Source organism: Streptomyces sp. NPDC006798 (genome assembly GCF_040635975.1).
GTDB lineage: Bacteria > Actinomycetota > Actinomycetes > Streptomycetales > Streptomycetaceae > Streptomyces.
In genome coordinates, this window is sequence record NZ_JBEYIS010000002.1 from 116011 (window position 1) to 139063 (window position 23053).

At 72.8% G+C, this 23053-nt stretch carries 19 protein-coding genes, 1 tRNA gene and 1 pseudogene; 10 read left to right on the forward strand and 11 right to left on the reverse strand.

From position 1 onward, the window contains the following. Window positions 1–184: 184 nt before the first annotated feature. The 4 genes and pseudogenes from ABZ714_RS01695 to ABZ714_RS01710 all read left to right on the forward strand — a co-directional run bounded on the left by ABZ714_RS01695 (window position 185) and on the right by ABZ714_RS01710 (window position 5474). Window positions 185–1717 carry a hypothetical protein gene (locus ABZ714_RS01695; RefSeq protein WP_358823108.1) on the forward strand — a complete coding sequence of 511 codons (1533 nt, stop codon included), beginning with the start codon at window positions 185–187 and terminating at the stop codon, window positions 1715–1717. A gap of 807 nt (window positions 1718–2524) precedes the next feature. Further along, window positions 2525–3031: a hypothetical protein gene (locus tag ABZ714_RS01700; RefSeq protein ID WP_358823109.1), complete on the forward strand. Its 507-nt coding sequence runs from the start codon at window positions 2525–2527 to the stop codon at window positions 3029–3031. A 129-nt stretch (window positions 3032–3160) separates the two neighbouring features. Further along, window positions 3161–4359, forward strand: a pseudogene (locus ABZ714_RS01705) (NAD(P)-binding protein). Between the two features lie 113 nt (window positions 4360–4472). After that, window positions 4473–5474, forward strand: a complete 1002-nt coding sequence (locus ABZ714_RS01710) for a zinc-binding dehydrogenase (RefSeq protein WP_358823110.1) — start codon at window positions 4473–4475, stop codon at window positions 5472–5474. A 102-nt stretch (window positions 5475–5576) separates the two neighbouring features. On the opposite strand, the gene ABZ714_RS01715 is transcribed toward ABZ714_RS01710, so the two are convergent. Then, window positions 5577–6092 carry a GNAT family N-acetyltransferase gene (locus ABZ714_RS01715; RefSeq protein ID WP_358823111.1) on the reverse strand — a complete coding sequence of 172 codons (516 nt, stop codon included), beginning with the start codon at window positions 6090–6092 and terminating at the stop codon, window positions 5577–5579. A 53-nt stretch (window positions 6093–6145) separates the two neighbouring features. After that, window positions 6146–7063 (reverse strand): aminoglycoside phosphotransferase family protein, encoded by a 918-nt coding sequence (locus tag ABZ714_RS01720; protein ID WP_358823112.1) that lies wholly within the window; start codon window positions 7061–7063, stop codon window positions 6146–6148. 181 nt (window positions 7064–7244) lie between these two features. On the opposite strand from ABZ714_RS01720, the gene ABZ714_RS01725 reads away from it, so the two are divergent. Further along, complete coding sequence (locus tag ABZ714_RS01725; protein ID WP_358823113.1) at window positions 7245–8666, forward strand: FAD-dependent oxidoreductase; 1422 nt, start codon at window positions 7245–7247, stop codon at window positions 8664–8666. Between the two features lie 114 nt (window positions 8667–8780). On the opposite strand, the gene ABZ714_RS01730 is transcribed toward ABZ714_RS01725, so the two are convergent. From ABZ714_RS01730 to ugpC, 3 genes are all read right to left on the reverse strand, one after another. Beyond that, window positions 8781–9497: a nucleotidyltransferase family protein gene (locus ABZ714_RS01730; RefSeq protein ID WP_358823240.1), complete on the reverse strand. Its 717-nt coding sequence runs from the start codon at window positions 9495–9497 to the stop codon at window positions 8781–8783. 78 nt (window positions 9498–9575) lie between these two features. After that, window positions 9576–9995 (reverse strand): hypothetical protein, encoded by a 420-nt coding sequence (locus tag ABZ714_RS01735; protein WP_358823114.1) that lies wholly within the window; start codon window positions 9993–9995, stop codon window positions 9576–9578. 208 nt (window positions 9996–10203) lie between these two features. After that, window positions 10204–11340: a sn-glycerol-3-phosphate ABC transporter ATP-binding protein UgpC gene (gene ugpC / locus ABZ714_RS01740; RefSeq protein ID WP_358823115.1), complete on the reverse strand. Its 1137-nt coding sequence runs from the start codon at window positions 11338–11340 to the stop codon at window positions 10204–10206. 263 nt (window positions 11341–11603) lie between these two features. Between ugpC and ABZ714_RS01745 the strand changes: the two genes are divergently transcribed. From ABZ714_RS01745 to ABZ714_RS01765, 5 genes are all read left to right on the forward strand, one after another. Beyond that, window positions 11604–11677: transfer RNA gene (locus ABZ714_RS01745), tRNA-Thr, on the forward strand. 80 nt (window positions 11678–11757) lie between these two features. Next, the gene (locus tag ABZ714_RS01750) at window positions 11758–12105 is read left to right on the forward strand and encodes a hypothetical protein (RefSeq protein WP_358823116.1); all 348 of its coding nucleotides are present in this window, start codon (window positions 11758–11760) and stop codon (window positions 12103–12105) included. A gap of 131 nt (window positions 12106–12236) precedes the next feature. Beyond that, window positions 12237–12782: a SigE family RNA polymerase sigma factor gene (locus tag ABZ714_RS01755; RefSeq protein WP_358823117.1), complete on the forward strand. Its 546-nt coding sequence runs from the start codon at window positions 12237–12239 to the stop codon at window positions 12780–12782. Beyond that, window positions 12766–13647 (forward strand): hypothetical protein, encoded by an 882-nt coding sequence (locus ABZ714_RS01760; RefSeq protein ID WP_358823118.1) that lies wholly within the window; start codon window positions 12766–12768, stop codon window positions 13645–13647. Before ABZ714_RS01755 ends, ABZ714_RS01760 begins: the two co-directional genes overlap by 17 nt. Window positions 13648–13762: 115 nt before the next feature. Continuing rightward, window positions 13763–16030, forward strand: coding sequence for a transglycosylase domain-containing protein (locus tag ABZ714_RS01765; RefSeq protein ID WP_358823119.1), 2268 nt, complete (start codon window positions 13763–13765; stop codon window positions 16028–16030). A gap of 111 nt (window positions 16031–16141) precedes the next feature. Here ABZ714_RS01765 and ABZ714_RS01770 read toward each other — a convergent pair whose 3' ends face one another. From ABZ714_RS01770 to ispD, 6 genes are all read right to left on the reverse strand, one after another. Then, window positions 16142–17851: a DoxX family membrane protein gene (locus ABZ714_RS01770; RefSeq protein WP_358823120.1), complete on the reverse strand. Its 1710-nt coding sequence runs from the start codon at window positions 17849–17851 to the stop codon at window positions 16142–16144. A gap of 185 nt (window positions 17852–18036) precedes the next feature. Continuing rightward, a complete protein-coding gene (gene rlmB / locus ABZ714_RS01775; RefSeq protein WP_358823121.1) occupies window positions 18037–18990 on the reverse strand; it encodes a 23S rRNA (guanosine(2251)-2'-O)-methyltransferase RlmB in 954 nt (317 codons plus the stop codon). A 193-nt stretch (window positions 18991–19183) separates the two neighbouring features. Further along, on the reverse strand, window positions 19184–20584 hold the full coding sequence (gene cysS, locus ABZ714_RS01780; protein ID WP_358823122.1) for a cysteine--tRNA ligase: 1401 nt from the start codon (window positions 20582–20584) through the stop codon (window positions 19184–19186). A 188-nt stretch (window positions 20585–20772) separates the two neighbouring features. Continuing rightward, window positions 20773–21177, reverse strand: a complete 405-nt coding sequence (locus tag ABZ714_RS01785) for a PPOX class F420-dependent oxidoreductase (protein ID WP_358823123.1) — start codon at window positions 21175–21177, stop codon at window positions 20773–20775. Between the two features lie 524 nt (window positions 21178–21701). Then, entirely contained in the window at window positions 21702–22199 is a 498-nt protein-coding gene (ispF, locus tag ABZ714_RS01790; protein ID WP_358823124.1) for a 2-C-methyl-D-erythritol 2,4-cyclodiphosphate synthase, read from the reverse strand. Continuing rightward, window positions 22189–22935, reverse strand: coding sequence for a 2-C-methyl-D-erythritol 4-phosphate cytidylyltransferase (gene ispD, locus ABZ714_RS01795; RefSeq protein WP_358823125.1), 747 nt, complete (start codon window positions 22933–22935; stop codon window positions 22189–22191). Before ispD ends, ispF begins: the two co-directional genes overlap by 11 nt. Between the last annotated feature and the right edge of the window lie 118 nt (window positions 22936–23053).

A 23053-nucleotide genomic window follows, 5' to 3' on the forward strand; every position in this document is an offset into this window, starting at 1 on the left:
CTTCATCTGCCGCCCCCAAGGCCGAAACCCTGGATGCGACGCCGCTCCGTCCGGCCGTGACGCTACGGAACGACGGCGTCGGGCGGGTTGGGCACGGACGTGCTCAACCCCAAGGAGTGACAGTCCCCCCACTTCGTACGCACGCCGTACGCGTGTCGTACGACAGCCAGTCAGGAGCCGTACCGTGCCACCCACCACCCCGGACTTCGGTCCCGAGATCGACGACTACGCCGCCTACCAGGGACAGCGGACCTGCGACCCGGCCGCCAAGCCGGGCGTCGCCGAGTTCAAGGACCTCGTCCTCGCCACGTACCCCTCCACCACCAATATGGGCATCAGCCGCGCGTGCGGCAGCGGCGGCCAGAGCGAGCACAAGGAAGGCCGCGCCTGGGACTGGGGCGTCAGCGCCGCCACCCAGGCCGGGATCGCGAACGAGGTGCTCGACTGGCTCCTCGCCACCGACCGGCACGGCAACCGGCACGCGCTGGCCCGCCGCCTCGGGATCATGTACATCATCTGGAACCGCCGGATCTGGGAGGCGTACCGCGCCGACCGGGGCTGGACGGCGTACTCGGGCCCCAACCCCCACACCGACCACGTCCACCTCAGCTTCGGCTGGCCGGGCGCCCGCAAGGAAACCACCTGGTGGACCCGGCGCCCCGGGCCCTCGCGGGGCCCGGCGCGTGTCAGCGTCGGCGTACCGACCCTCGTCGACCACGGCTCGGGCATGGTCGTCGCCGCCACCGACCCCTCCGGCGGGATCGTCCACCGCTGGCAGAACGCGCCCGGCGGCGCCTGGTCCGACTGGACCGGCCTGGGCCGCCCCGCGCCCGGCGCCGTCGGGCGGCCGTACGTCCTCGTCGGACGGTACGGGAAACTCGCGGCGTTCGTCCGCGGCGGCGACGGCGCGCTCTGGCACACCTGGCAGTCCGAAGCCGGTGCGTGGGCCCCCGACTGGGTCTCCCTCGGCGGCCGCCTCGCCGGTGACCCGGCCGTCGTCCTCAGCCCCGGCGGCGACCTCTCCGTCTTCGCCCCCGACCCGGACGGCCGGATCACCCACACCTGGCAGACCGGCCCGTCCACGGGCCACGCCTGGCACGCGTCATGGGCCGACATGGAGGGTTCGGTGGTGGGCCGTGCGGTCGTCGTCGTGGGCCGGGACGGCGGGATGGTGCTGTTCGCCCGGGGCACGGACGGGGCACTGCACCACCGCTGGCAGACCGGCACCGGCGGCCCCTGGTCGGCCTGGACCCCGCTCGGCGGTCGGCTCACCAGTGACCCGGCGGTCGTCCTGAGCCCGGGCGGCGACCTCTCCGTCTTCGCCCGCGACCCCGGCGGCCGGGTCACCCACACCTGGCAGACCGGCCCGTCGACCGGCCACGCGTGGCACCCGGAGTGGGTCGACATGGAAGGCGCGATCGTCGACCGCCCGACGGTGCTGGTGGGCCGGGACGGCGGGATGGTGCTGTTCGCCCGGGGCACGGACGGGGCACTGCACCACCGCTGGCAGACCGGCACCGGCGGCCCCTGGTCGGCCTGGACCCCGCTCGGCGGCCGCCTCGCCGCCGACCCCTCGGTCGTCCTCAACCCGGGCGGCGACCTCTCGGTCTTCGCCCGAACCCCGGAGGGCCGGGCGACCCACACCTGGCAGACCGGCCCGTCGACCGGCCACGCGTGGCACGAGGGGTGGGTGGACATGGGGGGAGAGCTGGCGTAGCCGCCTCCCGCGGGGGCGCCTCCCGCTGCGGGGTGCTTGGTCCCCGGCCCCCCGGGTGTGGGTTGCCTGTGGCCAGGCGGGTCGCTTGGCCTCGCGCCCCGGGCGCCTGGTGCCGGGGTTGCCCGCCTCGTGCGGGGTCGTTCGCGCCTCAGGCGTCGGCGGGGCTGTTGACGTTGTGACCGTTGCTCCAGCGGTATGCGGGCGGTCTTGTTCTGTGGCGGGAGGGTCGGTGGCCTCCGGGCTCACCTCCTCACGGACGGCGGAAGTGAGGGTCTTCTTCAGGAGACCCGTCTCTTATCCGCCGCCCTCCCCCAAAGCTGCCTTTGGGGGGACCCCCAGGGGGCGACCCCGCACCCCCCGACCACGCCGACCGCACATGCCGCTCGGGGCTGGAGCCCGTCCCGGGGGAGGGGATGCTGCCACCTGGTGTCGGTGGTCCACCCGCTGGTCGCGCAGTTTCCCGTGCCCCTGACGGGGCCCGTCCTCCTTTACGAGGTCGGCGAGGGGGAGAGCATTTAGGGGCGCGGGGAACTGCGCGAACGGCCCACGACGGCGCGCGGTCGGAACTCCTCCGGAGGAAGCACCACCTCCCGCCCGGAGAGCGCTCCCCTCCGCGAGGGCGGTCAGGAGGGCGACCCAGGTGGCGCTGGGGGTCCCCCCATTGCCGAAGGCATAGCGGGCGGAACTGCGCGACAAGCCACGCACGGCCCGCAGGCCGCCGGGCGCGGCCCGGATCGTGAAGCCCACCCGGAGGGCCAAGGCGCACTCCGGAGCCGCGGCCACCCCCGGACGTGACACCATCGGCAGGTGCTCGACATCGGCTACTCGCTCTCCCGCCGCTTTCCCGACCCCCCGCAGACCGACTACCGCCGCGCGGACGTGTCGGCCCTGCGGCACGACCTGTTCTGCGGCGATGTGTATCTCGCCGACACGGACGCCGACCTGGAGCTGTCCACGGCCTGGGGATGGGTGCCGGTCCTCGATTTCGCGTGGGCGCTCTGCGATACGGCGGAGCGGCTCGACCGGGATCCGATGGGCAGCCGGGCCGCGAAGCCGCAGCGGGCCGAGCTGGACTTCACGGAGTCCACGGACCGGCTGCTGTTCGAGCGGCGGTTCGGCTGGGTGGACATCGCGGCGGACTGGCAGCCGCTAGAGGACGCGCCCCTCTCCTTCCCCCACGCCGATCTGCGGCGCGAGGCCCGGGACTTTCTGCACGATGTGATCGCGGATCTCTGCGATCTGCACGAGGCGCTGGCCGACAATCCGGTGGTCTGGGACCTTCAGGCCCGCTTCCCCCGGACACCACCCGCCTGACCTGGGACTTTCCCAATTCTCCCGCCGGATGTCACAAAAGTACGGCCGCAATCCGTCCCCTCTTCGACAGACCGGTGACGCCCTGACGAGGGGCGCCGCCGCCGCGAAGGGGAAGGACGGACGGCCATCATGACCGCCAGCGCATCGCACCGTACCCACACGACACCCGCCCGCGACCGCGTCACCGTCATCGGCGGTGGTCTCGCCGGGCTGACCGCCGCAGTCGCCGCGGCCGAGGCCGGGGCGCCGGTCACCCTCTACGAGGCGCATCACGCGCTCGGCGGCCGGGCCCGGATCACCGACGGGCCGTACCGGGTCCACGAGGGGCCGCATGTCTTCTACACCGGTCCGATGTGGAGCTGGCTGAAGCGCCGCGGGCTGATCGGGCCGACCGGGCGGGTTCCGTTCGCCGACGCGACCCGGCTCCGTTTTCTCCAGGGGGGCGAGCTGCGCCGGACGCCGCCGCGCGGACTGCTGCGGCTGGCCCGGATTCCCGCCGGCGGGGCGCCGGTGGACGAGACGTACGCGGAGTGGGCGACCCGGACGGCGGGCCCGGCGGCAGCCGCGGCGACGGCGAACTTCATGGGTGTCGCCCTCTTCCATCACGACCCCGGCTCGCTCTCGGCCGCCTTTGTGCACCGGCGGTTCCGCCGGGTGACCGGGATGCCGCCGGGTGTCCGCTATCCGCTGGGCGGCTTCGGCCAGGTCCTGGAGCTGGTGGCGGCACGGGCGCGGGAGCTCGGGGTCGGGATCGAGACCTCGGCCCGGGTGGACGAACTGCCCGCCGACCGGGGCCCGGTGATCGTCGCGACGTCCCTGGCGGCGGCGCGCGGGCTGCTCGGTGACGACTCCCTGCGCTGGTCCGGCGGCCGTACGGTCCTGCTGGATCTGGCGGTGCGCCGGGACCGCCGGGATCCGTTCGTCGTCTCGGATCTCGACCGGCCCGGCTGGGTGGAGCGGTTCTCGGCCGTCTCGCCGCTGATCGCGCCGCGCGGTGAGTCGCTGTACCAGGCCCAGTTCCCGGTCGGGCCGGACGAGGGCAAGGCCGAGGGGGCGGCCCGCGCGGAGCGGGTGCTGGACATCGCGATGCCCGGCCGGCGGGCGCGGGAGACCTGGCGGCGGACGGCGCTGGCCCAGGACCGGTCGGGCGCGGTGGACCCGCCCGGGACGACCTGGCGGGCGACCAGGTGGCGGCGGACGGGCTGCTGGGGGAGGTCGCCTTCGCCAGCGGGCTGGCCGCCGCGTCGCTGGCGGTCGGCAGGATGGGCGCCCGGCGGATGAACCGGGGCGCGAGCGCCGAGGCGGCCCTTGACCTCAAGCTTGGTTGAGGTCGCAGGGTAGTGGGTGGCCGGAGCCGTACCGACACATCCGTACGGACCCGGCCGCACCCCGCGGCGGAGCCGTACCGCCGCCCCGTTCGAGCAGCCCCAGGGGGCCACCCATGCGCGCCATCCGTCTCCATGCCTTCGGACCCGCCGAGAACCTGACGTACGAGGAGGTCCCGGACCCGGTCCCGGGCCCCGGGCAGGTTCTGATCGCGGTCAGCGCGGCCGGGGTCCATCTCCTCGATACGGCGCTCCGCGAGGGCGAGCAGGGGCCCTATCCCGAGCCGGTCCCACTGCCGACGATCCCGGGCCGCGAGGTCGCGGGCACGGTCAGGGCCCTCGGTGAGGGCACCGACGCCAAGTGGCTCGGGCGGCGGGTCGTCGTCCATATCGGGATGAACCCGGGCGGCTATGCGGAGCAGGTCGTCACCGACGCCGAACGGCTCCAGGTGGTGCCGGAGACCGTAAGCGACGCGGAGGCCGTCGCCATGATCGGTACGGGCCGGACCGCGATGGGGATCCTCCAGTTCGCGGAGCTGAGTCCCGACTCGGTCGTGATCGTCTCGGCCGCCGCGGGCGGTATCGGCACGCTCGCCGTCCAGTACGCCAAGAACGCCGGGGCCACCGTCGTCGGCCTCGCGGGCGGCCCCGCCAAGGTCACCCGTACCCTCGCCAACGGTGCCGATATCGCCGTCGACTACACCGACCCGACCTGGCCGGACGAGGTCCGGGCCTATCTCGGCGACCGGCGGGCCACGGTCTATCTCGACGCGGTCGGCGGCTCCATCGGCCGGGCGGCGGTCGACCTGCTCGGCAAGGGCGGCCGTCATCTGGTCTACGGCTGGGCGGGCGAGAACGGCGCCCATGACGGCGAACCCCTGCTCCTCTCCGAGGAGGAGCGGGCCGAACGGGGTGTGGAGACCGTCTACGTCGTCGGCCCGAAGATGCTGGAGCCCGTCGGCGGCGACATCCGGCGGCTGGAGGACCGCGCGCTGGACGAGGTCGCGACCGGCCGCCTCCTCCCGGCGGTGCACCGCTTCCCGCTCGCGGACGCGGCCCGCGCGCACCGGGCGCTGGAGACCAGGGGAACGATCGGCAAGGTCGTCCTGGTGCCCTGATCTCGTACGGGACGGTCCCGGTGTACGGCACGGTCCGCCTACGAGACACTCCGCGTACGGGACCGGGGTGGCCGTCCCGTCACGGAGGGGGCGGCCACCCCGTCACGTCCGCTCGTACGCCGCCAGCTTCTCCAACTCCCCGCCGGTGAGCCGGAACACCCGGCTGTCCTCCAGCGGACGGGCACCCAGGGACCGGTAGAACGCCACCGTCTCCGTCAGCCTGTTCAGCGCCGACCACTCCAGCCGCTGCCCGCCCCGGTCCCGGCAGATCCGGGCCAGCGCCGCGAGCAGGGCCTTGCCGTGTCCGCCGCCGCGCCGGGCCGGGTCCACATACAGATCCTCCAGATAGACGCCGGGCACACCGCGCCAGGTCGAGTACGTCGGGAACCAGAGCGCGAAGCCGACCGGAACGGGCCGCGAACCGCCGGAGGCTCCGCCGGAACCGCCCGAATCCTCGACGGCGACCAGCGCGTGCGCGGCGGGCGCGGGGCCGAACAGCGCGGCACGCAGTTGCTCCTCGGTGGCCACGACCTCGTCGCGGTAGCCCTGGTACTCGGCGAGGGCCAGGATCATCCGGTGGATATCGGGTACGTCGGCGGGGGTCGCGGTACGGATCACGAGCTCAGCATGCGGCGACGGCCCGGCCCGTGCCACCGCGTTTCACCCGCCGGTCACCGCCCGAGCAGGGCGTGTGCGACGGCCACGGCCCGTTCGTCCGACTCCCCCTCCTCCCCCGGCTCGTCCACCGGAGAGCCGTCGTCCTCCAGATCCCAGAGCCAGAGCTGGAGCAGCCGCCCCAGCGTCCACGCCCTGGCCCGCTCCCGGTCCGTCCCCAGGGCCTCGGTCAGCAGATCGAACCGCCGCCGGATCACCGCCGGTTCCGGGTCGAACCGGTTCAAGAGGGCGGGCAGCAGCTCGAAGCCGGGATCACCGGCGAGCGGTTTGGGGTCGATCGCGAGCCAGGGTTCCCGCCCGGCCGCGAGGACGTTGTCGTAGTGCAGATCCCAGTGGAGCAGCCGGTCGCCCGGCTCGTCCGCGACCTCCCGTACGGCCGCCGCGCAGTCGGCCAGCAGCCGCCGCCCGGCCGGGTCGGCGAGCCCGGCCAGGGCGTCCGGCACCCGGTCCAGCATGGCGGCGGTGAGATCCCCGAGCCGTCGGAGCCCGGCGGGCGCGGGCCGGTCGGTCAGCCGGGCGAGCAGGGCGCCCAGGACGCGTACCGCCTCGTCCGGATCGGCGACGGAGGAGAGCGGACGGGCCGCGTCCAGCCGTTCCAGCAGGAGGGTGCCGGTCACCGGGTCGTGGTCCAGCAGCCGTACGGCGCCGTCGCCGCCCCAGGCGCGGAGGGCGAGCGGTTCACCCGCGGTCTCGTCGTCCACCGGCTGGAGTTTGAGCACGGCGGGCGTGCCGTCGGCCCGGACCACGGGCAGGACGAGGGCGACCACCCCGTGCGCCGGGGGGCCGTCGAGTCTCAGCCCCCACCGCTCGGTGAACTCGGCCGCGCGGGCGGGCAGCGCGTCGATGAACGCGCCGGCGGCGGCGCCGCTGTGCGCCCGGTGCGAGGCGATCAGCGCCTCGGGAACCACGATCATGCGGTCGATCGTACGCACGGACCCCGCCACCGCCGCGGGTTTTCCACAGGCCCCCGCCACCCGGTCACCCGGCGGCCCGGGGTTTTCCACAGGCCCCCGGCGGATCTCCCGCGGAGCGGCCCGGCTGCATACAGTCGTACCCGACCCAACGGCACGACCAGGACCAGGGACGACAGACGACATGAGGACGACGACGGGCACGGGCGGCACGGGCGGCACGATCAACGGAGCTATCTCGTTCTGGCACGCCCGGGACGGCCTGGCCGCGCCCCGGGAACCGCTGCCCGGTGACAGCACCGCCGACGTCTGCGTCGTCGGCGGCGGCTATACCGGACTGTGGACGGCGTACTACCTGAAGAAGGCGGTGCCCTTCCTCAACATCACCGTCCTGGAGGCCGCGTTCTGCGGCTACGGCGCCTCCGGCCGCAACGGCGGCTGGCTCTACAACGGCATAGCGGGCCGCGACCGGTTCGCCCGCCGCCACGGCCACGAGCCCGCCGTCCGCCTCCAGCGGGCGATGAACGACGCGGTCACCGAGGTGATCGACGTCTGCGCCGCCGAGGGCATCGAAGCCGATGTCCACCGGGGCGGGGTGATCGAGGTGGCCCGCTCCCCCGCCCAGGCGGCCCGGCTGCGGGACTTCCACTCCGTCGAGGTCGCGTTCGGCGAGACCGACCGGGTGCTGAGAGGCGCCCGGGAGACCGCCGAACAGCTCCGGGTCGCCGGGGCCGTCGCCTCCTCGTGGACCCCGCACGGCGCCCGGATCGACCCGGTGAGACTGGTGAAGGGCCTGGCCGCGACGGTCGAGGCGCTCGGCGTCACGATCCACGAGTCGACCCCGGTCACCGAGATCGGGCCCAAGCGCGCGAGTACGCCGTACGGCACGGTCCGCGCGCCCTATGTACTGCGCTGCACCGAGGGGTTCACCGCGACGATCAAGGGGCGGCGCCGGGACTGGCTCCCGATGAACTCCTCGATGATCGTCACCGAACCGCTCCCGGCGGAGTTCTGGGACGCCGTGGGCTGGACCGGCCGGGAGACCCTCGGCGACATGGCGCACGCCTATGTCTACGCGCAGCGGACGGCGGACGACCGGATCGCGATCGGCGGGCGCGGCGTGCCGTACCGCTACGGCTCCCGTACCGATTCCGACGGCCGTACGCAGCCGGCCACGGTCGCCGCGCTCCACGAGATCCTGCTGGGGTTCTTCCCGCAGGCGGCCCGGGCCGGGATCGACCACGCCTGGTCGGGGGTGCTGGGCGTGCCGCGCGACTGGTGCGCCACGGTCACGCTCGACCGCTCGACGGGCCTCGGCTGGGCGGGCGGCTATGTCGGCTCCGGGGTGGCCGCCGCCAATCTGGCCGCCCGCACCCTGCGGGACCTGATCCAGCGGGACTCGGGCCAGGCCGGGGCGACGGAGCTGACGGCCCTGCCCTGGGTGGGGCACAAGGTGCGCAAGTGGGAGCCGGAGCCGCTGCGCTGGCTCGGGGTCCGGGCGCTGTACGCGGCGTACCGGGGCGCGGACCGCCGGGAGTCGGCGGCGCGCTCGGCCGAGACGGACCGGATGGCGCGACTGGCGGACCGGATATCGGGCCGCGCCTGACGAACTCCGGTGGCGTTACGGCTCCGGAGCCGCGCGCCGGCCTCCCCCTCCGGCGCGCGGACCGGAGCCGTACGACGGGAACGGGCCCGCCGCGGGAATCCGTCCGGACCGGAACTATCCGCCCTGTCCGGCGAGTTCCTTCGCGGCCTCGGTGAGGTCCTTCGCGGTGTCGATGGCCCGCCAGTAGGCGCCCTGGGGCAGCGGGAAGCCCGCGAGCCGCCGCTCGCGCGCGAGGCCGGGGAAGGTGGTGCGCTCGTGGTCGCCGACGTCCGGCAGCAGATCGCGGAAGGCGGCGGAGAAGACGTAGACACCCGCGTTGATCAGGAACGGCGACGGGGGGGACTCGATGAAGTCCGTGATGTGGCCGAACGCGTCGGTCTCGACGGCGCCCCAGGGAATCCGGGGCCGGGCCAGGGCGAGGGTCGCGGTGGCGTCGCGCTCGGTGTGGAACGCGGCCATGTCGCGGAGCGAGAACCGGGTCCAGATGTCGCCGTTGGTGGCGTACCAGGGCTGGTCGGGGTGGGGCAGATGCGCGGCGGCGTACTTCAGCCCGCCACCGCGTCCCAGGGGCTCGGTCTCCACGACGGTGGTGACGGAGAGGGGCAGTTCGGTGCCCTCCAGCCACTTCTGGAGGACCTCGGCGAGATGGCCGCAGGAGACGACGACATCGGTCACGCCCTCGGCGGCCAGCCAGGCCAGCTGATGGCCGATGATCGGGGTCCCGGTTCCCGGGATCTCGACCATCGGCTTGGGACGGTCGTCGGTGTACGGGCGGAGCCGCGACCCCTGGCCACCGGCCAGGACGACGGCCTGCGTCGGATACGTGGGCATATGCATGCCCCGAACCTTATGCGGACCGGTGTGCGACGGACCCCGGGGGGAGCCACGCCTTCCCCGGGCGGGCCCGGTTCAGCTCCCCTGGGCCCGCTGGGCCACACCGGCCGCGAAGGAGGTGTCGCAGACGGGCTTGGAGAACTGCTGCGCCTTGGTGGGACCGAGGCGGTCGACGGCGGCCCGGCCGATGGCGCGGGCGATACCCGTGCAGTGCCGGGCGAGGGAAGGCCGCGCCTCGACCTCGCGCTGGAGCCGGGTGAGGACAGTGCCCGGGTCCTTCTCCTGGAGCTCCGCGACGAGCCGGTCCCGCAGGACGTCCTGCGGGGCGCGGACCGGGGCGGGCACCGACACGTTCTGCGACGAGGCGGTGAGCATCCGGGAGTCGGACGGGCCCGCCCACGGGACGCTCGTGACGGCGAGGGTTCCGGAGAGCACCATGACGACGGGGAGGACGAAGGCGAAGGAACGGCCGATGCGCCGTGCGGAGTGAGTCACGCGAGCGAGCGTAGCGGGCAGTGATGATTTGGCGACATTTCGTCACCCCCCCGGGGGAAGCCCGGCAGAAGGTTCTAGGAAAGCTTTCGAATCGGACCGGCCACCGGGCCGCCTCCGACCCGGGCCCTGACACGGCGGAACGGCCCCGGGAGACCCGGGGCCGTTCCGTCAACGCGAGGACCGTTCGCGCCGGTCGGCGCGGCGCGCGTCAGTCGGTGAGGCGCTCGCCCGTGGAGGTGGCGAAGACGTGCAGCTCACCGGGGCGCGGCACGATGTGCAGCTCGGCGCCCTTGTCCGGGGTGGAACGGCCGTCGACCCGGACCACCAGGTCCTTGTCCTCGCCGCCGACCCGGGCGGTGCCGTAGATGAAGCTGTCGGAACCCAGCTCCTCGACGACGTTGACCGAGACCGCGAGCCCGGCGGGCGCGTCGTCGGAGTCCTTCGAGAGGGACTTGGCGACACCGCCGTTGAGCTCGACGACGGAGAAGTGCTCGGGGCGGATACCGACGGTCACGGTGGTGTCACCGCGGTCGGCGGCGGCGGTCAGCGCGGTACGGGAGACCGGGACGACGCTGTTGCCGAACTTGACGCCGCCGTCGATGATCGGCACCTCGACCAGGTTCATCGCGGGCGAGCCGATGAACCCGGCGACGAACAGGTTGGCCGGCCGGTCGTACATGTTGCGCGGGGTGTCGACCTGCTGGAGCAGACCGTCCTTGAGCACGGCGACCCGGTCGCCCATGGTCAGGGCCTCGGTCTGGTCGTGGGTGACGTAGACCGTGGTGATCCCCAGCCGGCGCTGGAGGGACGCGATCTGGGTACGGGTGGAGACCCGGAGCTTGGCGTCGAGGTTCGACAGCGGCTCGTCCATCAGGAAGACCTGCGGCTCCCGCACGATGGCCCGGCCCATCGCCACTCGCTGGCGCTGACCGCCGGAGAGCGCCTTGGGCTTGCGGTCCAGGTACGCGGTGAGGTCGAGGATCTTCGCGGCCTCCTCGACCTTCGCCCGGATCTCGGCCTTGCTGACCCCGGCGATCTTGAGCGCGAAGCCCATGTTGTCGGCGACCGACATATGCGGGTAGAGCGCGTAGTTCTGGAACACCATCGCGATGTCCCGGTCCTTCGGCGGCAGATGCGTGACGTCCCGGTCACCGATCCGGATGGCACCGCCGTTGACCTCTTCGAGACCGGCGAGCATCCGCAGCGATGTCGACTTACCGCAGCCGGAGGGACCGACGAGGACGAGGAACTCCCCGTCCGCGATCTCGATCTCCAGCTCGTCGACGGCGGGCGTGGTGCCCCCCGGGTAGATCCGGGTCGCCTTGTCGAACGTTACGGACGCCATGACGCGTCTCCCCTCACCGGCAGGAACGTGCCGGACGATCCGAGTAAAAGGATTGGTGTAGTCCACTCGCGCGGACTGCTGGTGACGCTACCCCGGGGACGTCTCTTCTGTCAGTACTGGTATCGAACTGAGATCCAAGGCATCCCGTCACCCCTCTCCCACCCCCCTTCGCGCCCCCGCCCCCGTGATCCCCGGACCCCGCCGCAGCCCCTCCCCCGCTGTGTACAGTGGAACCTCCGCACGGGGTCAGCCCCGCTGCCGATGCCTCCTTAGCTCAGCTGGCCAGAGCAACGCACTTGTAATGCGTAGGTCGTCGGTTCGAATCCGACAGGGGGCTCTTCCCATGCCCGGGCCGGAACCGCTTCCGACCCGGGCATCGCCGTTCGGAGTTCGCGCCGGGCGCCCTCGGCGTCGCGGATGATCCAGAGCGTCGTCGCCAGGATCGCGGTGCTCACGACGAGCACCGCCACATGGGCCCGGTGGTCCCGCCGGGGCAGACAGATCCCCAGGACCACGACCATGATCGCCGCGGTGGCCGGCAGAAACCAGAGGATGGCGGCGGGGACGCTCGCCGTCGACTGGGTCAGCCGCTCCTCGCGCTCCTGGGAGCGCCGGTGGTCGGCGGCGACGAGCATCCCGAAGGTCCGTTCGTCCCGGAGTTCGCGGAAGGTGCGCCGGAAGTCGGTGGACCACACGTCCGGGGCGGACGAGCCGTTCCCGTCGGACATCGCGGGCCACTCCCGGACGCGTACGGCCCGGGCGTAACAGACCACGGCGGCCTGGAGCCGGGCCCGCTTTCCCGAAATCACCGTGTCATCGAGGCAACCCGAACCCGCCTCCGACCCCTTCCTCCTTCGTGGAGGCGTTTCCGCGAGGGGTACGAGAAGGACGGCGGTATGGGGCTACCGGTCGACGACAGAGGCTTCGAGGCTTTCGTGGCCGCCCGGGGACCGCGGCTGCTCCGGACCGCCTGGCTGCTCACCGGCGACGTACATCTCGCCGAGGACCTGTTGCAGACGGCACTCGCCAAGGTGTGGCCCAAGTGGTCCCGGATCTCCGGAAAGCATCCGGAGGCGTATCTCCGCAAAACACTGGTCAACACTTATACGGAGTGGTGGCGGCGGCGCTGGCGGGGCGAGGTGCCGCATGCCGAATTACCGGAGCCGGGGCGGCGGCGGGCGGCTCCGGAGCCGGACGACGTCTTCGCCCGGGTCGATCTGGAGCAGTCGATGGCCGCCGCCGTGCGGGCCCTGCCCGTACGGCAGCGGGCCGTTGTCGTACTGCGGTTCTTCGAGGATCTGAGCGTGGCCGAGACCGCGGCGACCCTGGGCTGTACCGAGGGCACGGTCAAGAGCCAGTCCGCGAAGGCGCTCCGAACCCTGCGGTCCGTACTGCCGGACCCCTTGCTGGAGGGTGGTGGTCTCCATGACCGGGTCGCGTGACCGGTGGTTCCCCCCGGCCGACGGACCCGTCGGCGAGCCGACCGGCCGGGTCGAGTCCGGCCACGAACCGGGCCACGACGGTTCGGACGCGGAGGCCGAACTCCGCGTCCTGCTGGCGCGTACGGTGCCCAATCTGCCGACCCCGCTGAACCGGATGGCCCAGGTACGCGACCGGGTCCGACGGCACCGGCGACGGCGCCGCGCCGTCGTGGCGGCGGCCACGACGGCCGCCCTGGCCGCCGCCGTACTGGTCCTCGACGGAACGGGGCTGCCCGGCCCCGGGCTGTGGAACGGGGCCGGTGACGGCACGGGCGACGTGGCCGCGACCCCGGCGCCGCTCTCGACCCAGGCGCCCCCGGTCTCGACCGCGCGGCGGGTGACCAATCCCGATCTCGGCGGTCTGGCCCTGGAGTTCCCCGACGGCTGGTACACGATGACCCTGCCGGACGCGCCCGAAAGCCTCGACAGCCGGGGCACGTACGCCACCAACCGGCCGCTGTCGACGGTCGACCAGCCCTGCGAACCGGGCCCGTGTCTGCCCATTCGGTGGATGCCCGCGGACGGGCTGATCGTCGAGGTCTACGGGGAACTCCAGCAGCCCGTGCGCGAGGCCGACAAGGCCGAAGGCGTCCCGCTCACGGTCCGGGCCGGGGTCAGTTCCGCGTGCCGGACCGCCGGTGGCGCGAAGGAGTACGCGGGGGAGATCGGCGGGGCGCCCGGAATGTATCTCCGGGTGTACGTCACGGTCTGCGCGGCCACCGAGGCCCCGGCCGAACGTCTGGCGGAGGTGTCGGAGGTGATGAAGGCCGCCACTTTCCCCGCCTCCGGCTCCGGGGCGGTCCCGCGGCCCGGCGAGGTCTCCTGACCGTCCCGTGATCGCCGGGGATTTTGGTTACAAGATCGTCGATATTCCGTCACCGCACATCAGTGGCTGATCGAGGACAATAACTGTCCGAACAGAAACACATTGGATCAAACCCATGCCAAAAACGCGCTCCGGCGAGCGCCGGTCAGCGACCCGACAGGCCGGGATCTTCCTCGGAATCAGCATGCTCTCCGGCGCGGTACTGGCGGGGATCGCCCTGCCCGCCGCCGGGGCGCTGGGACTGGCCGCCAAGGGGACGGTCAAGAAGTTCGACGAGATACCGGCGAATCTGAAGACCCCTCCGCTGAGCCAGCGGACCACGATCCTCGACGCCGAGGGCGAGACCATCGCCACGGTCTACTCCCGGGACCGTACGGTCGTACCGCTGAAGGACATATCCCCGTTCATGCGGAAGGCGATCATCGCCATCGAGGACTCGCGCTTCTATCAGCACGGCGCGATCGACCTCAAGGGCGTCCTGCGGGCGCTCAACAAGAACGCCCAGTCCGGCGGGGTCGCCGAGGGCGGCTCGACCCTCACCCAGCAGTACGTCAAGAACGTCTTCGTGGAGGAGGCGGGCGACGACATGGACAAGGTCGCCGCCGCCATCCAGCAGACCCCCGGCCGCAAGATCCGCGAACTGAAGTACGCGATCCAGGTCGAGGAGGAGCTGGGCAAGGACAAGATCCTGGAGAACTACCTCAACATCACGTTCTTCGGGCAGCAGGCGTACGGCGTCGAGGCCGCGTCCAAGCGCTACTTCTCCAAGTCCGCGAAGGATCTGAAGCTGGAGGAGGCCGCGCTGCTCGCCGGGCTCGTCCAGTCCCCCAGCCGGTACGACCCGGTCCGCAGCCTGGAGACCGCGACCCAGCGCCGCAATGTGGTGCTCACGCGGATGGCGCAGGTCGGGGCCGTGCCGAAGGCCGACGCGGACCGCGCCAAGCGGACCCCCGTCAAGCTCGACGTCAGCCGTCCGCAGAACGGCTGTATCACCGCGGACAACGGTGCCGCGTTCTTCTGCGACTACGTACGGAACGTCTTCCTCACCGACCCGGTCTTCGGCAAGACCCGCGAGGACCGGGCCAAGCTGTGGAACCGCGGCGGGCTCACGGTCCGCACGACGCTCGACCCCAAGTCCCAGAAGGCGGCCCAGGACTCCATCAAGGAGTACGTCAACAAGTCCGACAAGGTCGCCACCGCGGTGACCATGGTCGAGCCCGGGACCGGCAAGATCCTGGCGATGGGCCAGTCCAAGCCGTACGGCTTCGGCAAGAACGAGACCCAGATCAACTACTCCGTCGACAAGAAGATGGACGGCTCCAACTTCGGCTTCCCGGTCGGGTCGACGTTCAAGCCGTTCGTCGCCGCCGCCGCCCTGGAGGCGGGCCGCCCGGCGGGGCAGACGTACTCCTCGCCGTACCGGATGCAGTATCCGAGCCGGATCGAGACGTGTGACAGCGGCAAGCCGTGGATCAACTACGGCAACGAGGACCTGACCAACGAGATGGAGTCCGAGAAGGGCCCGTACAACCTGAAGAAGGCCATGGCCCTCTCGGTGAACACGTACTTCGTCCAGATGATCGGCGACATCGGGCTCTGCTCGGTCAAGGAGACCACCGACAAGCTGGGTCTCGTCGTCGGCAACGGCAAGAAGCTCCAGATGTCGCCGTCCGGGCTGACCCTGGGCTCCGAGGGCATGTCCCCGCTGACCATGTCGTCCGCGTACGCCGCCTTCGCCGCCCGCGGCACCTACTGCACCCCGGTCGCCATCGCGTCGATCAAGGACGCCAACGGCAAGCAGTTGAAGACGCCGAAGTCGAACTGCCGCCGGGCGGTGTCGGAGCAGACCGCCGACACCATCAACGGGCTGCTGGAGGGCGTCGTCTCCGACCAGGGCGGCGGCACCGGCGCCAAGGCCGGGCTCGACGGCCGGGACAACGCGGGCAAGACCGGTACGACCGACGGCCGCCGCAACGCCTGGTTCGTCGGCTACACCCCCAACCTCGCCGGAGCCGTCTGGGTCGGCAGCCCCACCCAGCAGGTCAAGATGTTCAACATCACCATCGGCGGCCGCTACAAGCCCAAGGTCTTCGGCGGTGACGTGCCCGGCTCCATCTGGCGCGACGCCATGAACGACGCCCTCAAGGGCAAGGACCGGCCGGACTTCAACGACGTCGCCATCCCGGACGGGCAGCAGCCCGGCCAGGGGCGCGGCGAAGGAGACGGTGAAGGCGAGGGCGAGGGCGACGGCGAAGGCCGGGGCCCCGGCGGTGACCGACCCGGCAACGGGAACGGGAACGGGAACGGCGGCGACGGGAACGGCCGTGGGCCCGGTCTCGGCAACGGCGGCGACGGCGAAGGCGGCGGTGGCGAAGGCGACTGACCCGCGAGACCCACGAAGCCCGCAGGACCCGCGCGATACCGCGTAGGAACAGCGGCGAAGGCCCCCGGAGCGCCGGCTCCGGGGGCCTTCCCCTTTTCGTTACGCGCGTCGTCAGCCCAGCAGGCCGCCGATCACCCCTCGGTCGCCGCCGCCGCCGCCCGAGCCGCTGCCGCCGCCGGAGCCGTCGGCCGGGGCCTCGGCGCCGGTCCCCGACGGCGAGCCGGACGAGCCGCCCGAGGTGGAGCCCGAACCACCCGTCGACGTCGGCCCCGCCGAGCCGGACGGGGCCTGGGCCGGGCCCGAGGTGTCCGGGGCTGACTGGCGGCCCGTCGCGCCCTGCGTCTCGCTCGGCTGCCCCCCGGTCCGGCCCGCCTCACGGGCGGTCTCGCTCGGGGACGCCGACTTCTCCTGCTTCGGCTTCTCCTCCTCCGTGCCCCGGCTCGCCGCCGGGGACGGCTCGCGGTCCCGGTCCTCACCGGGCCCGGCCGAGGTCGCGCCACCGGTCGGCCGGTCCTCGGGAAGGGACGAGCCGGGCAGATGGTTGGTCGGGTCCTGGCCGGGCCGGGGCACGTTGACCACGGTCTGGGAGCGGACCGCCCCGCCCAGTACGGCGCCGATCAGCAGCGTCAGACCGATGACCACCGCCGTGATCAGCCCGCCGCGCCGGAGCACCCGGCGGCGCAGGTCCCACAGTTCGGCCCGGGGGCCGAGGGTCCGCCACGCCTCGCCCGAGAGATGCCCGTCGACCGAGTAGACCGGGGCGCCCGCGATGATCAGCGGCGACCAGGCGGCGAGGTAGATGATGTCCGGCGCGTCGTACGCGGGCACCGTCTTCCAGCTCACGGTCAGGATCAGCGCCGCCGACAGCAGCGCGCCGAAGACCGCCGCGACCCGCTGCCAGAGGCCGAGCACGGTGAGGACACCGACGACGACCTGGAGGAAGGCGACGGTCAGCCCGGCGCCGACGGGGTGCGAGAGGGCGAAGTCCCGCAGCGGCTCCGCCAGCGCCCACGGGTGCAGGGAGTTCAGCCACTTCACCATCGAGCCGCGCTCGCCGCCGTCGAAGTAGACGGGGTCGCAGAGCTTGCCCATTCCGGCGTAGATGGAGATGAAGCCGAGGAAGACCCGGAGCGGCAGCAGGACGACGCCGAGGTTCATCCGGCGGCCCGGGTAGTACGCGTGCCGGACCGCGTCGTTGCCCTGCCGGTCGGGGCGGCCGGCGGTGACGGTCTCGTCGAACTCGTCGTCGTCCGGGCCGTACCCGGCTCCCCCGTCGTGATGGTCGTCGTCGGGGCCGGGGGCGCGGTAACCGGAGTCGTAGCCCCCGCCGTAGCCGGGACCGCCCGGCGCCGGGGTGTCGTACGCGCCCACGGCCTGCCGCATCGGCGGCAGCAGGGGCGCGACCGGCGTCGGCGCGGTGTCGATGGTCGCCTGGGCGTCCCGGTCCGGGTCGGTACCGACCGCGACCCGAGGGATGACCTGGGTGTTCCCCGCCGTGTCGTAGCCGTCGCCGCCGGGGCCGTAGCCGCCGCGTTCGACGGTGGCCGTGTCGGAGGAGTTCCGTACGGCCTGGAGGAGCCCCGTCGCGGCCGTGTCGCCGGGGGCCGACCGGCCGCTCCAGACGACCGGCGCGCGCCGCCGCGCGGGCGCCGGGGTGACGGCCGCCGATCGTACGGGGCGGGGCCGCGCGCTCGGGGCGAGCTGCACCCGGAAGCTGGCGTGGTTGACGATGACCTGCGCGGGGTCGGAATGAACCTTCACCATGCTCAGCGCAGGCTGATCATCGAACCCGGACCGGGGCGTTCTGGTGTCCACACTCATCTAACCGAGTGACATCGCGATAGGACACTGCCCCGGCGCGCCTTTCCTGTCCGAGGCCCGTCAAGCGCAGGTGAGAGCCCCGAAACTCCCCGGGCAGGGGGCGCAAGCCCGGCGCGCCGGGCGGGTCCCACGATCACCCGAACAGGAACGGGGACCGTGGGACGGCCACGGGGACGGGTCCGCCGTCAGGCCCGGCGGCGGGCCGCCTCGTAGAGCACCACTCCGGCCGCGACGCCCGCGTTCAGCGACTCGGCACCGCCCGGCATCGGGATCTTGACCAGGAAGTCACAGGTCTCGCCGACCAGCCGGGAGAGGCCCTTGCCCTCACTGCCGACGACGATGACGACCGGGCCGCCGAGCGCCTCCAGCTCGCCGACCTCGTGCTCACCGTCGGCGGCCAGGCCGACCACGGTGAGACCGGCCTTCCGGTACGCCTCCAGGGCGCGGGTGAGATTGGTGGCGCGGGCGACCGGGGTGCGCGCGGCGGTACCGGCGGAGGTCTTCCACGCGCCCGCCGTCATTCCGGCGGCACGCCGCTCGGGCACCACCACGCCGTGGCCGCCGAAGGCGGAGACGGAGCGGACGACGGCGCCCAGGTTGCGCGGGTCGGTGATCCCGTCGAGGGCGACGATCAGCGGGTCGGAGCCCTCGTCGAACGCGGCGGCGGCCAGGTCCTCCGGGTGGGCGTACTCGTACGGCGGCACCTGGAGGACCAGGCCCTGGTGGTTGAGCCCGCCGGTCATCCGGTCCAGCTCGGGGCGCGGCGCCTCCATGATGTGGAGGTCGCCCCGGTCGGTGGCGAGCCGGAGGGCGTCGCGGACCCGCTCGTCGTTGTCGATGAACTGCTGGACGTAGAGCATGGTGGCGGGCACGCCGTCGCGCAGCGCCTCGAAGACCGGATTGCGGCCGACGACCATCTCCGACGTGCCCTTGCCGCCGCGCCGGGCGGGCGCGGGGCGGCGCTGGGCCTGCTTGGCCTTGGCGTTGGCGACGCGGTTCTTCACATGGCCCTTGCGGGCGGACGCGGGCGGGGTCGGGCCCTTGCCCTCAAGGGAGCGGCGTCCCTTGCCACCGCTGCCGACCGTGGCGCCCTTCTTGTTGGACGTACGGCGGTTCCTGCGCTGGCTGTTCCCGGCCATGACTGTCTGCTTCCTGCTGCTACTGCTGTCGAATACATCGAAACACGCCGCCTGGGCGGCTGTGCCGGTCTCCCGACCGGCGGGGTCCATGTCACAGTGTGCCGCCCACGGGCGCGGGCGGCACACTCACCGGCCGGATCCCCGGTTCACCGGCCCCCGGGCACCCGGTTCACCGGCTCCCCGCCGTCCGCCGTCACCGCTTCCCGAGCGACCACCGCGGGCCGTCCGGACCGTCCTCGATGACCAGACCGGACTGCTGGAGCTGGTCGCGGATCGCGTCCGCCGTACCCCAGTCCTTACGGACCCGGGCCGCCTCGCGCTGCTGGAGCACCAGCCGCACCAGGCTGTCGACGGCGCCGTGGAGATCGTCGCTGTCCTCGGACTCGCCCGCCCAGTGGGCGTCGAAGGGGTCGAGACCGAGCACCCCGAGCATCGCCCGGACCTCGGCGGCGCGGGCGATCGCGGTCTCCTTGTCGTCGGCGGCGAGCGCCGAGTTCCCCTGCCGGACCGTGGTGTGGACGACGCTCAGGGCCTGCGGTACGCCCAGGTCGTCGTCCATGGCCTCGGCGAAGGCGAGCGGCACCTCGGGCGTGGGCTCGATGTCCGTACCCGCCTTCTCCCGGACCCGGGTCAGGAAACCGGTGATCCGGGCGAACGCCGCGGCGGCGTCGTCCAGGGCCGACTCGCTGTACTCGATCATGGAGCGGTAGTGCGGCGTGCCCAGGTAGTAGCGGAGCACGATCGGCTGCCAGCGCTGGACCATCTCGGAGACGAGGACCGAGTTCCCGAGGGACTTGGACATCTTCTCGCCCGCCAGGGTGACCCAGGCGTTGTGCACCCAGTAGTTCGCGAAGTCGTCGCCGTACGCCTTGGCCTGGGCGATCTCGTTCTCGTGGTGCGGGAAGATCAGGTCGATCCCGCCGCCGTGCACGTCGAAGGCGGTGCCCAGGTACTTGTGGGCCATCGCGGAGCACTCCAGGTGCCAGCCGGGACGGCCGCGGCCCCACGGGGTCTCCCAGTCGGGCTCGCCGGGCTTGCTCGCCTTCCACATCGCGAAGTCGCGGTGGTCGCGCTTGCCGGTCTCGCCCTCGGCGGCGGGCTGGCGGAGTCCGTCGAGGTCCTGGTTGGAGAGCTCCAGATAGCCCGGGAAGGACTTCACGTCGAAGTAGACATTGCCGTCGACGGCGTAGGCGTGGCCCCGCTCGATCAGACCGCGCATCATCTCGATCATCTCGGGTACGTGGCCGGTGGCGCGCGGCTCGTAGGTGGGCGGCAGGCAGCCGAGGGCGTCGTAGCCCGCGTTGAAGGCGCGCTCGTTCTGGTAACCGATGGACCACCAGGGGCGGTTCTGGTCCGCCGACTTCTGGATGATCTTGTCGTCGATGTCGGTGACATTGCGGATGAAGGTGACGTCGTAGCCGCGGTAGACGAACCAGCGGCGCATGATGTCGAAGTTCAGCCCCGACCGGATGTGGCCGATGTGCGGAGCGGCCTGCACGGTGGCGCCACAGAGGTAGATCGAGACACAGCCCGGTGTGAGCGGGGCGAAGTCACGGATCTGCCGGGCGCTGGTGTCGTACAGGCGAATAGTCACCCCCCCAGGGTAGTGGGCGTGCGGCAGTGCCACGCTCCTTCCCGGCCACGGCCCGTACCATCCCGGCCATTCACCCGGCCCCGGGCAACTCAGGCGCACTTTCCGGCCCACCTTCACCACCGGGCGGCGGAAGACCCGGGGACCGGCGACGCCGGCCCGCCGTACCGGGCGGCCCGGCGCGGCGGGGGTCAGATCCGGCCGACGACCTTGCGCGGCGTGATCCGTACGACCACCCGCTGGGCGTCCTCCTGCGCGGCCGGGTTGAAGTCCGCGTACGCCTGGCCGGTGTACTTCCGCGACAGCTCGTCGATCAGCTCCGGCCCGCCCTCGGTGGCCAGCTGCGCCGTGCCCCGGATCTCGGCATAGGTGTACGGCGCGTCGAACGGCTGGACCACCACGGTCACCCGGGGGTCGCGCCGGAGGTTCTTCTCCTTCTGCCGCCCGATCGTGGTGGAGATCAGTACGTCGTCCCCGTCGCGTTTCACCCAGACCGGGGACACCTGAGGGCTCCCGTCGGGCTGGATGGTGGCGACGATGACGAAGACGGGCGAGTCGAGCAGGGACTTCAGCTCGTCGGAGAGCGCTGCGGACATGACTCCACCTTCCTGGGCCGTGATCACGACCCGTGAGTAACGGACGATCGCGCGTCACGACCGCCCGCCCTGTGAACCATGCCACACCCATGGATATCTCCGGCGTTCCGCCGGAACCCGTTCACCGGAACGGCGCCGACGCCCCGAAGGCCCTCTGCACGGAGTTCTCAGGAGCATCCCGCCTCCCGGCGAAGGCGGCCAGGCGGAGGCTTTTCAGGGGCGCGGGGAACCGCGCGACCAGCCACAGACGGCGTCTGGACGGCATACGGCATCGCGCGTCACGGCGCGGTTCCGTCTGCCGGGCGAGGCCGCCACCGGTCCGCGGACCGCAAGTGGCTGGTCGCGCGGTTCCCCGCGCCCCCAAGAGCCCCCTGGCCACCCCTGCGGGGGCGGGGATCCACGCAGCGTTGAAGAGCCCCGGTCGGCCGACCCCGCAGAGGCGCGGGAGGGTCGCCGCGCCCCTGGAGGTCTCCGGCTGGGCGGGCCCGCAGGGGGAAGGGGCCGGGGCGAGGCCCCGGAGGGGGTCAGGACGTGCGGAAGACGATGGCCGTGGCGATCGCCGCCAGGCCCTCGCCGCGACCCGTGAGGCCCAGCCCGTCCGTCGTCGTGCCGGAGACCGACACCGGCGCGCCGACCGCCGCGCCCAGCGCCTTCTGCGCCTCGTCGCGGCGCTTGCCGACCTTCGGGCGGATGCCGATCACCTGGACGGCGACATTGCCGATCTCGAAGCCCTCGGCCCGGACGATCCGCGCCGCCTCGGCCAGCAGGGTGACCCCGGACGCGCCGGACCACTCGGGCCGGCCGGTGCCGAAGTGGGCGCCGAGGTCGCCCGCACCCGCCGCGGAGAAGAGCGCGTCGCAGGCGGCGTGGGCGGCGACGTCGCCGTCGGAGTGTCCGGCGAGCCCGGCGGCCTCGCCCTCCCAGAGCAGCCCGGCGCACCACAGCTCGCGCCCGGCCTCGAAGGCGTGGACGTCGGTACCGATACCGACCAGCGGCACCAGCGGCGCGGAATCAGAAGCCATCGTTGGCCCTCCTGCGGGCGAGTACCGCCTCGGCGAGTACGAGATCGAGCGGACGGGTCACCTTGAACGCCTCCTCGTGCCCGGGCACGACGACGACCGGCTCCCCCAGCCGTTCCACCATGCCCGCGCAGTCCGTGGCGCCCTCGCCCTCCGGCGGGACCTGGTCATGGGCCCGCAGCAGGGTGGCGCGATCGAAGCCCTGCGGGGTCTGTACGGCCCGCAGCCGGGCCCGCTCGGGGGTGGCCACGACGGGCTCGGGCGCCCCCTTGGCGCCCGGCTCCACCTCCTTGACGGTGTCCGCGAGCGGCAGCGCCGGGACGACCGCGGGCGCCCCGTCGCGTACCGCCTCGATGACGGCGTCGACGGTGTCGACGGGCACCAGCGGGCGGGCGGCGTCGTGCACGAGGACGACCGTGACGTCGTCGGGTACGGCGGCGAGGCCGAGCCGTACGGACTCCTGGCGGGTCGCGCCGCCGGGGACCACGGTCACCTCGGTGCGCTCCGGCAGGGCGACATCGGCCAGCAGGGCCCGTACGCCCTGGGCGTCCTCGGGCGGCGCGACGACCACCACCAGGCCGACGGCGTTGGACGCGGCCATCGCGCGGACGGCGTGGACCAGCATGGGGGTGCCGCTGAGCACCCGGAGCGCCTTGGGGGCGCCGGGGCCGAGCCGTACCCCCCGTCCGGCGGCCGGGATGACCGCCGCGGTGCGGGGTGTGAGCGATCGGTCTGACATCGGTTGCACTCCGGCAGGTTTGTTTCCTCGGCCCGGATGGGTATGGCCTCAGCGTGCCGGGTACGAAGCCTTGACGGACCCTTCCGTGACGACGGTCCGCGCCAGCCCCCGGGCCCGG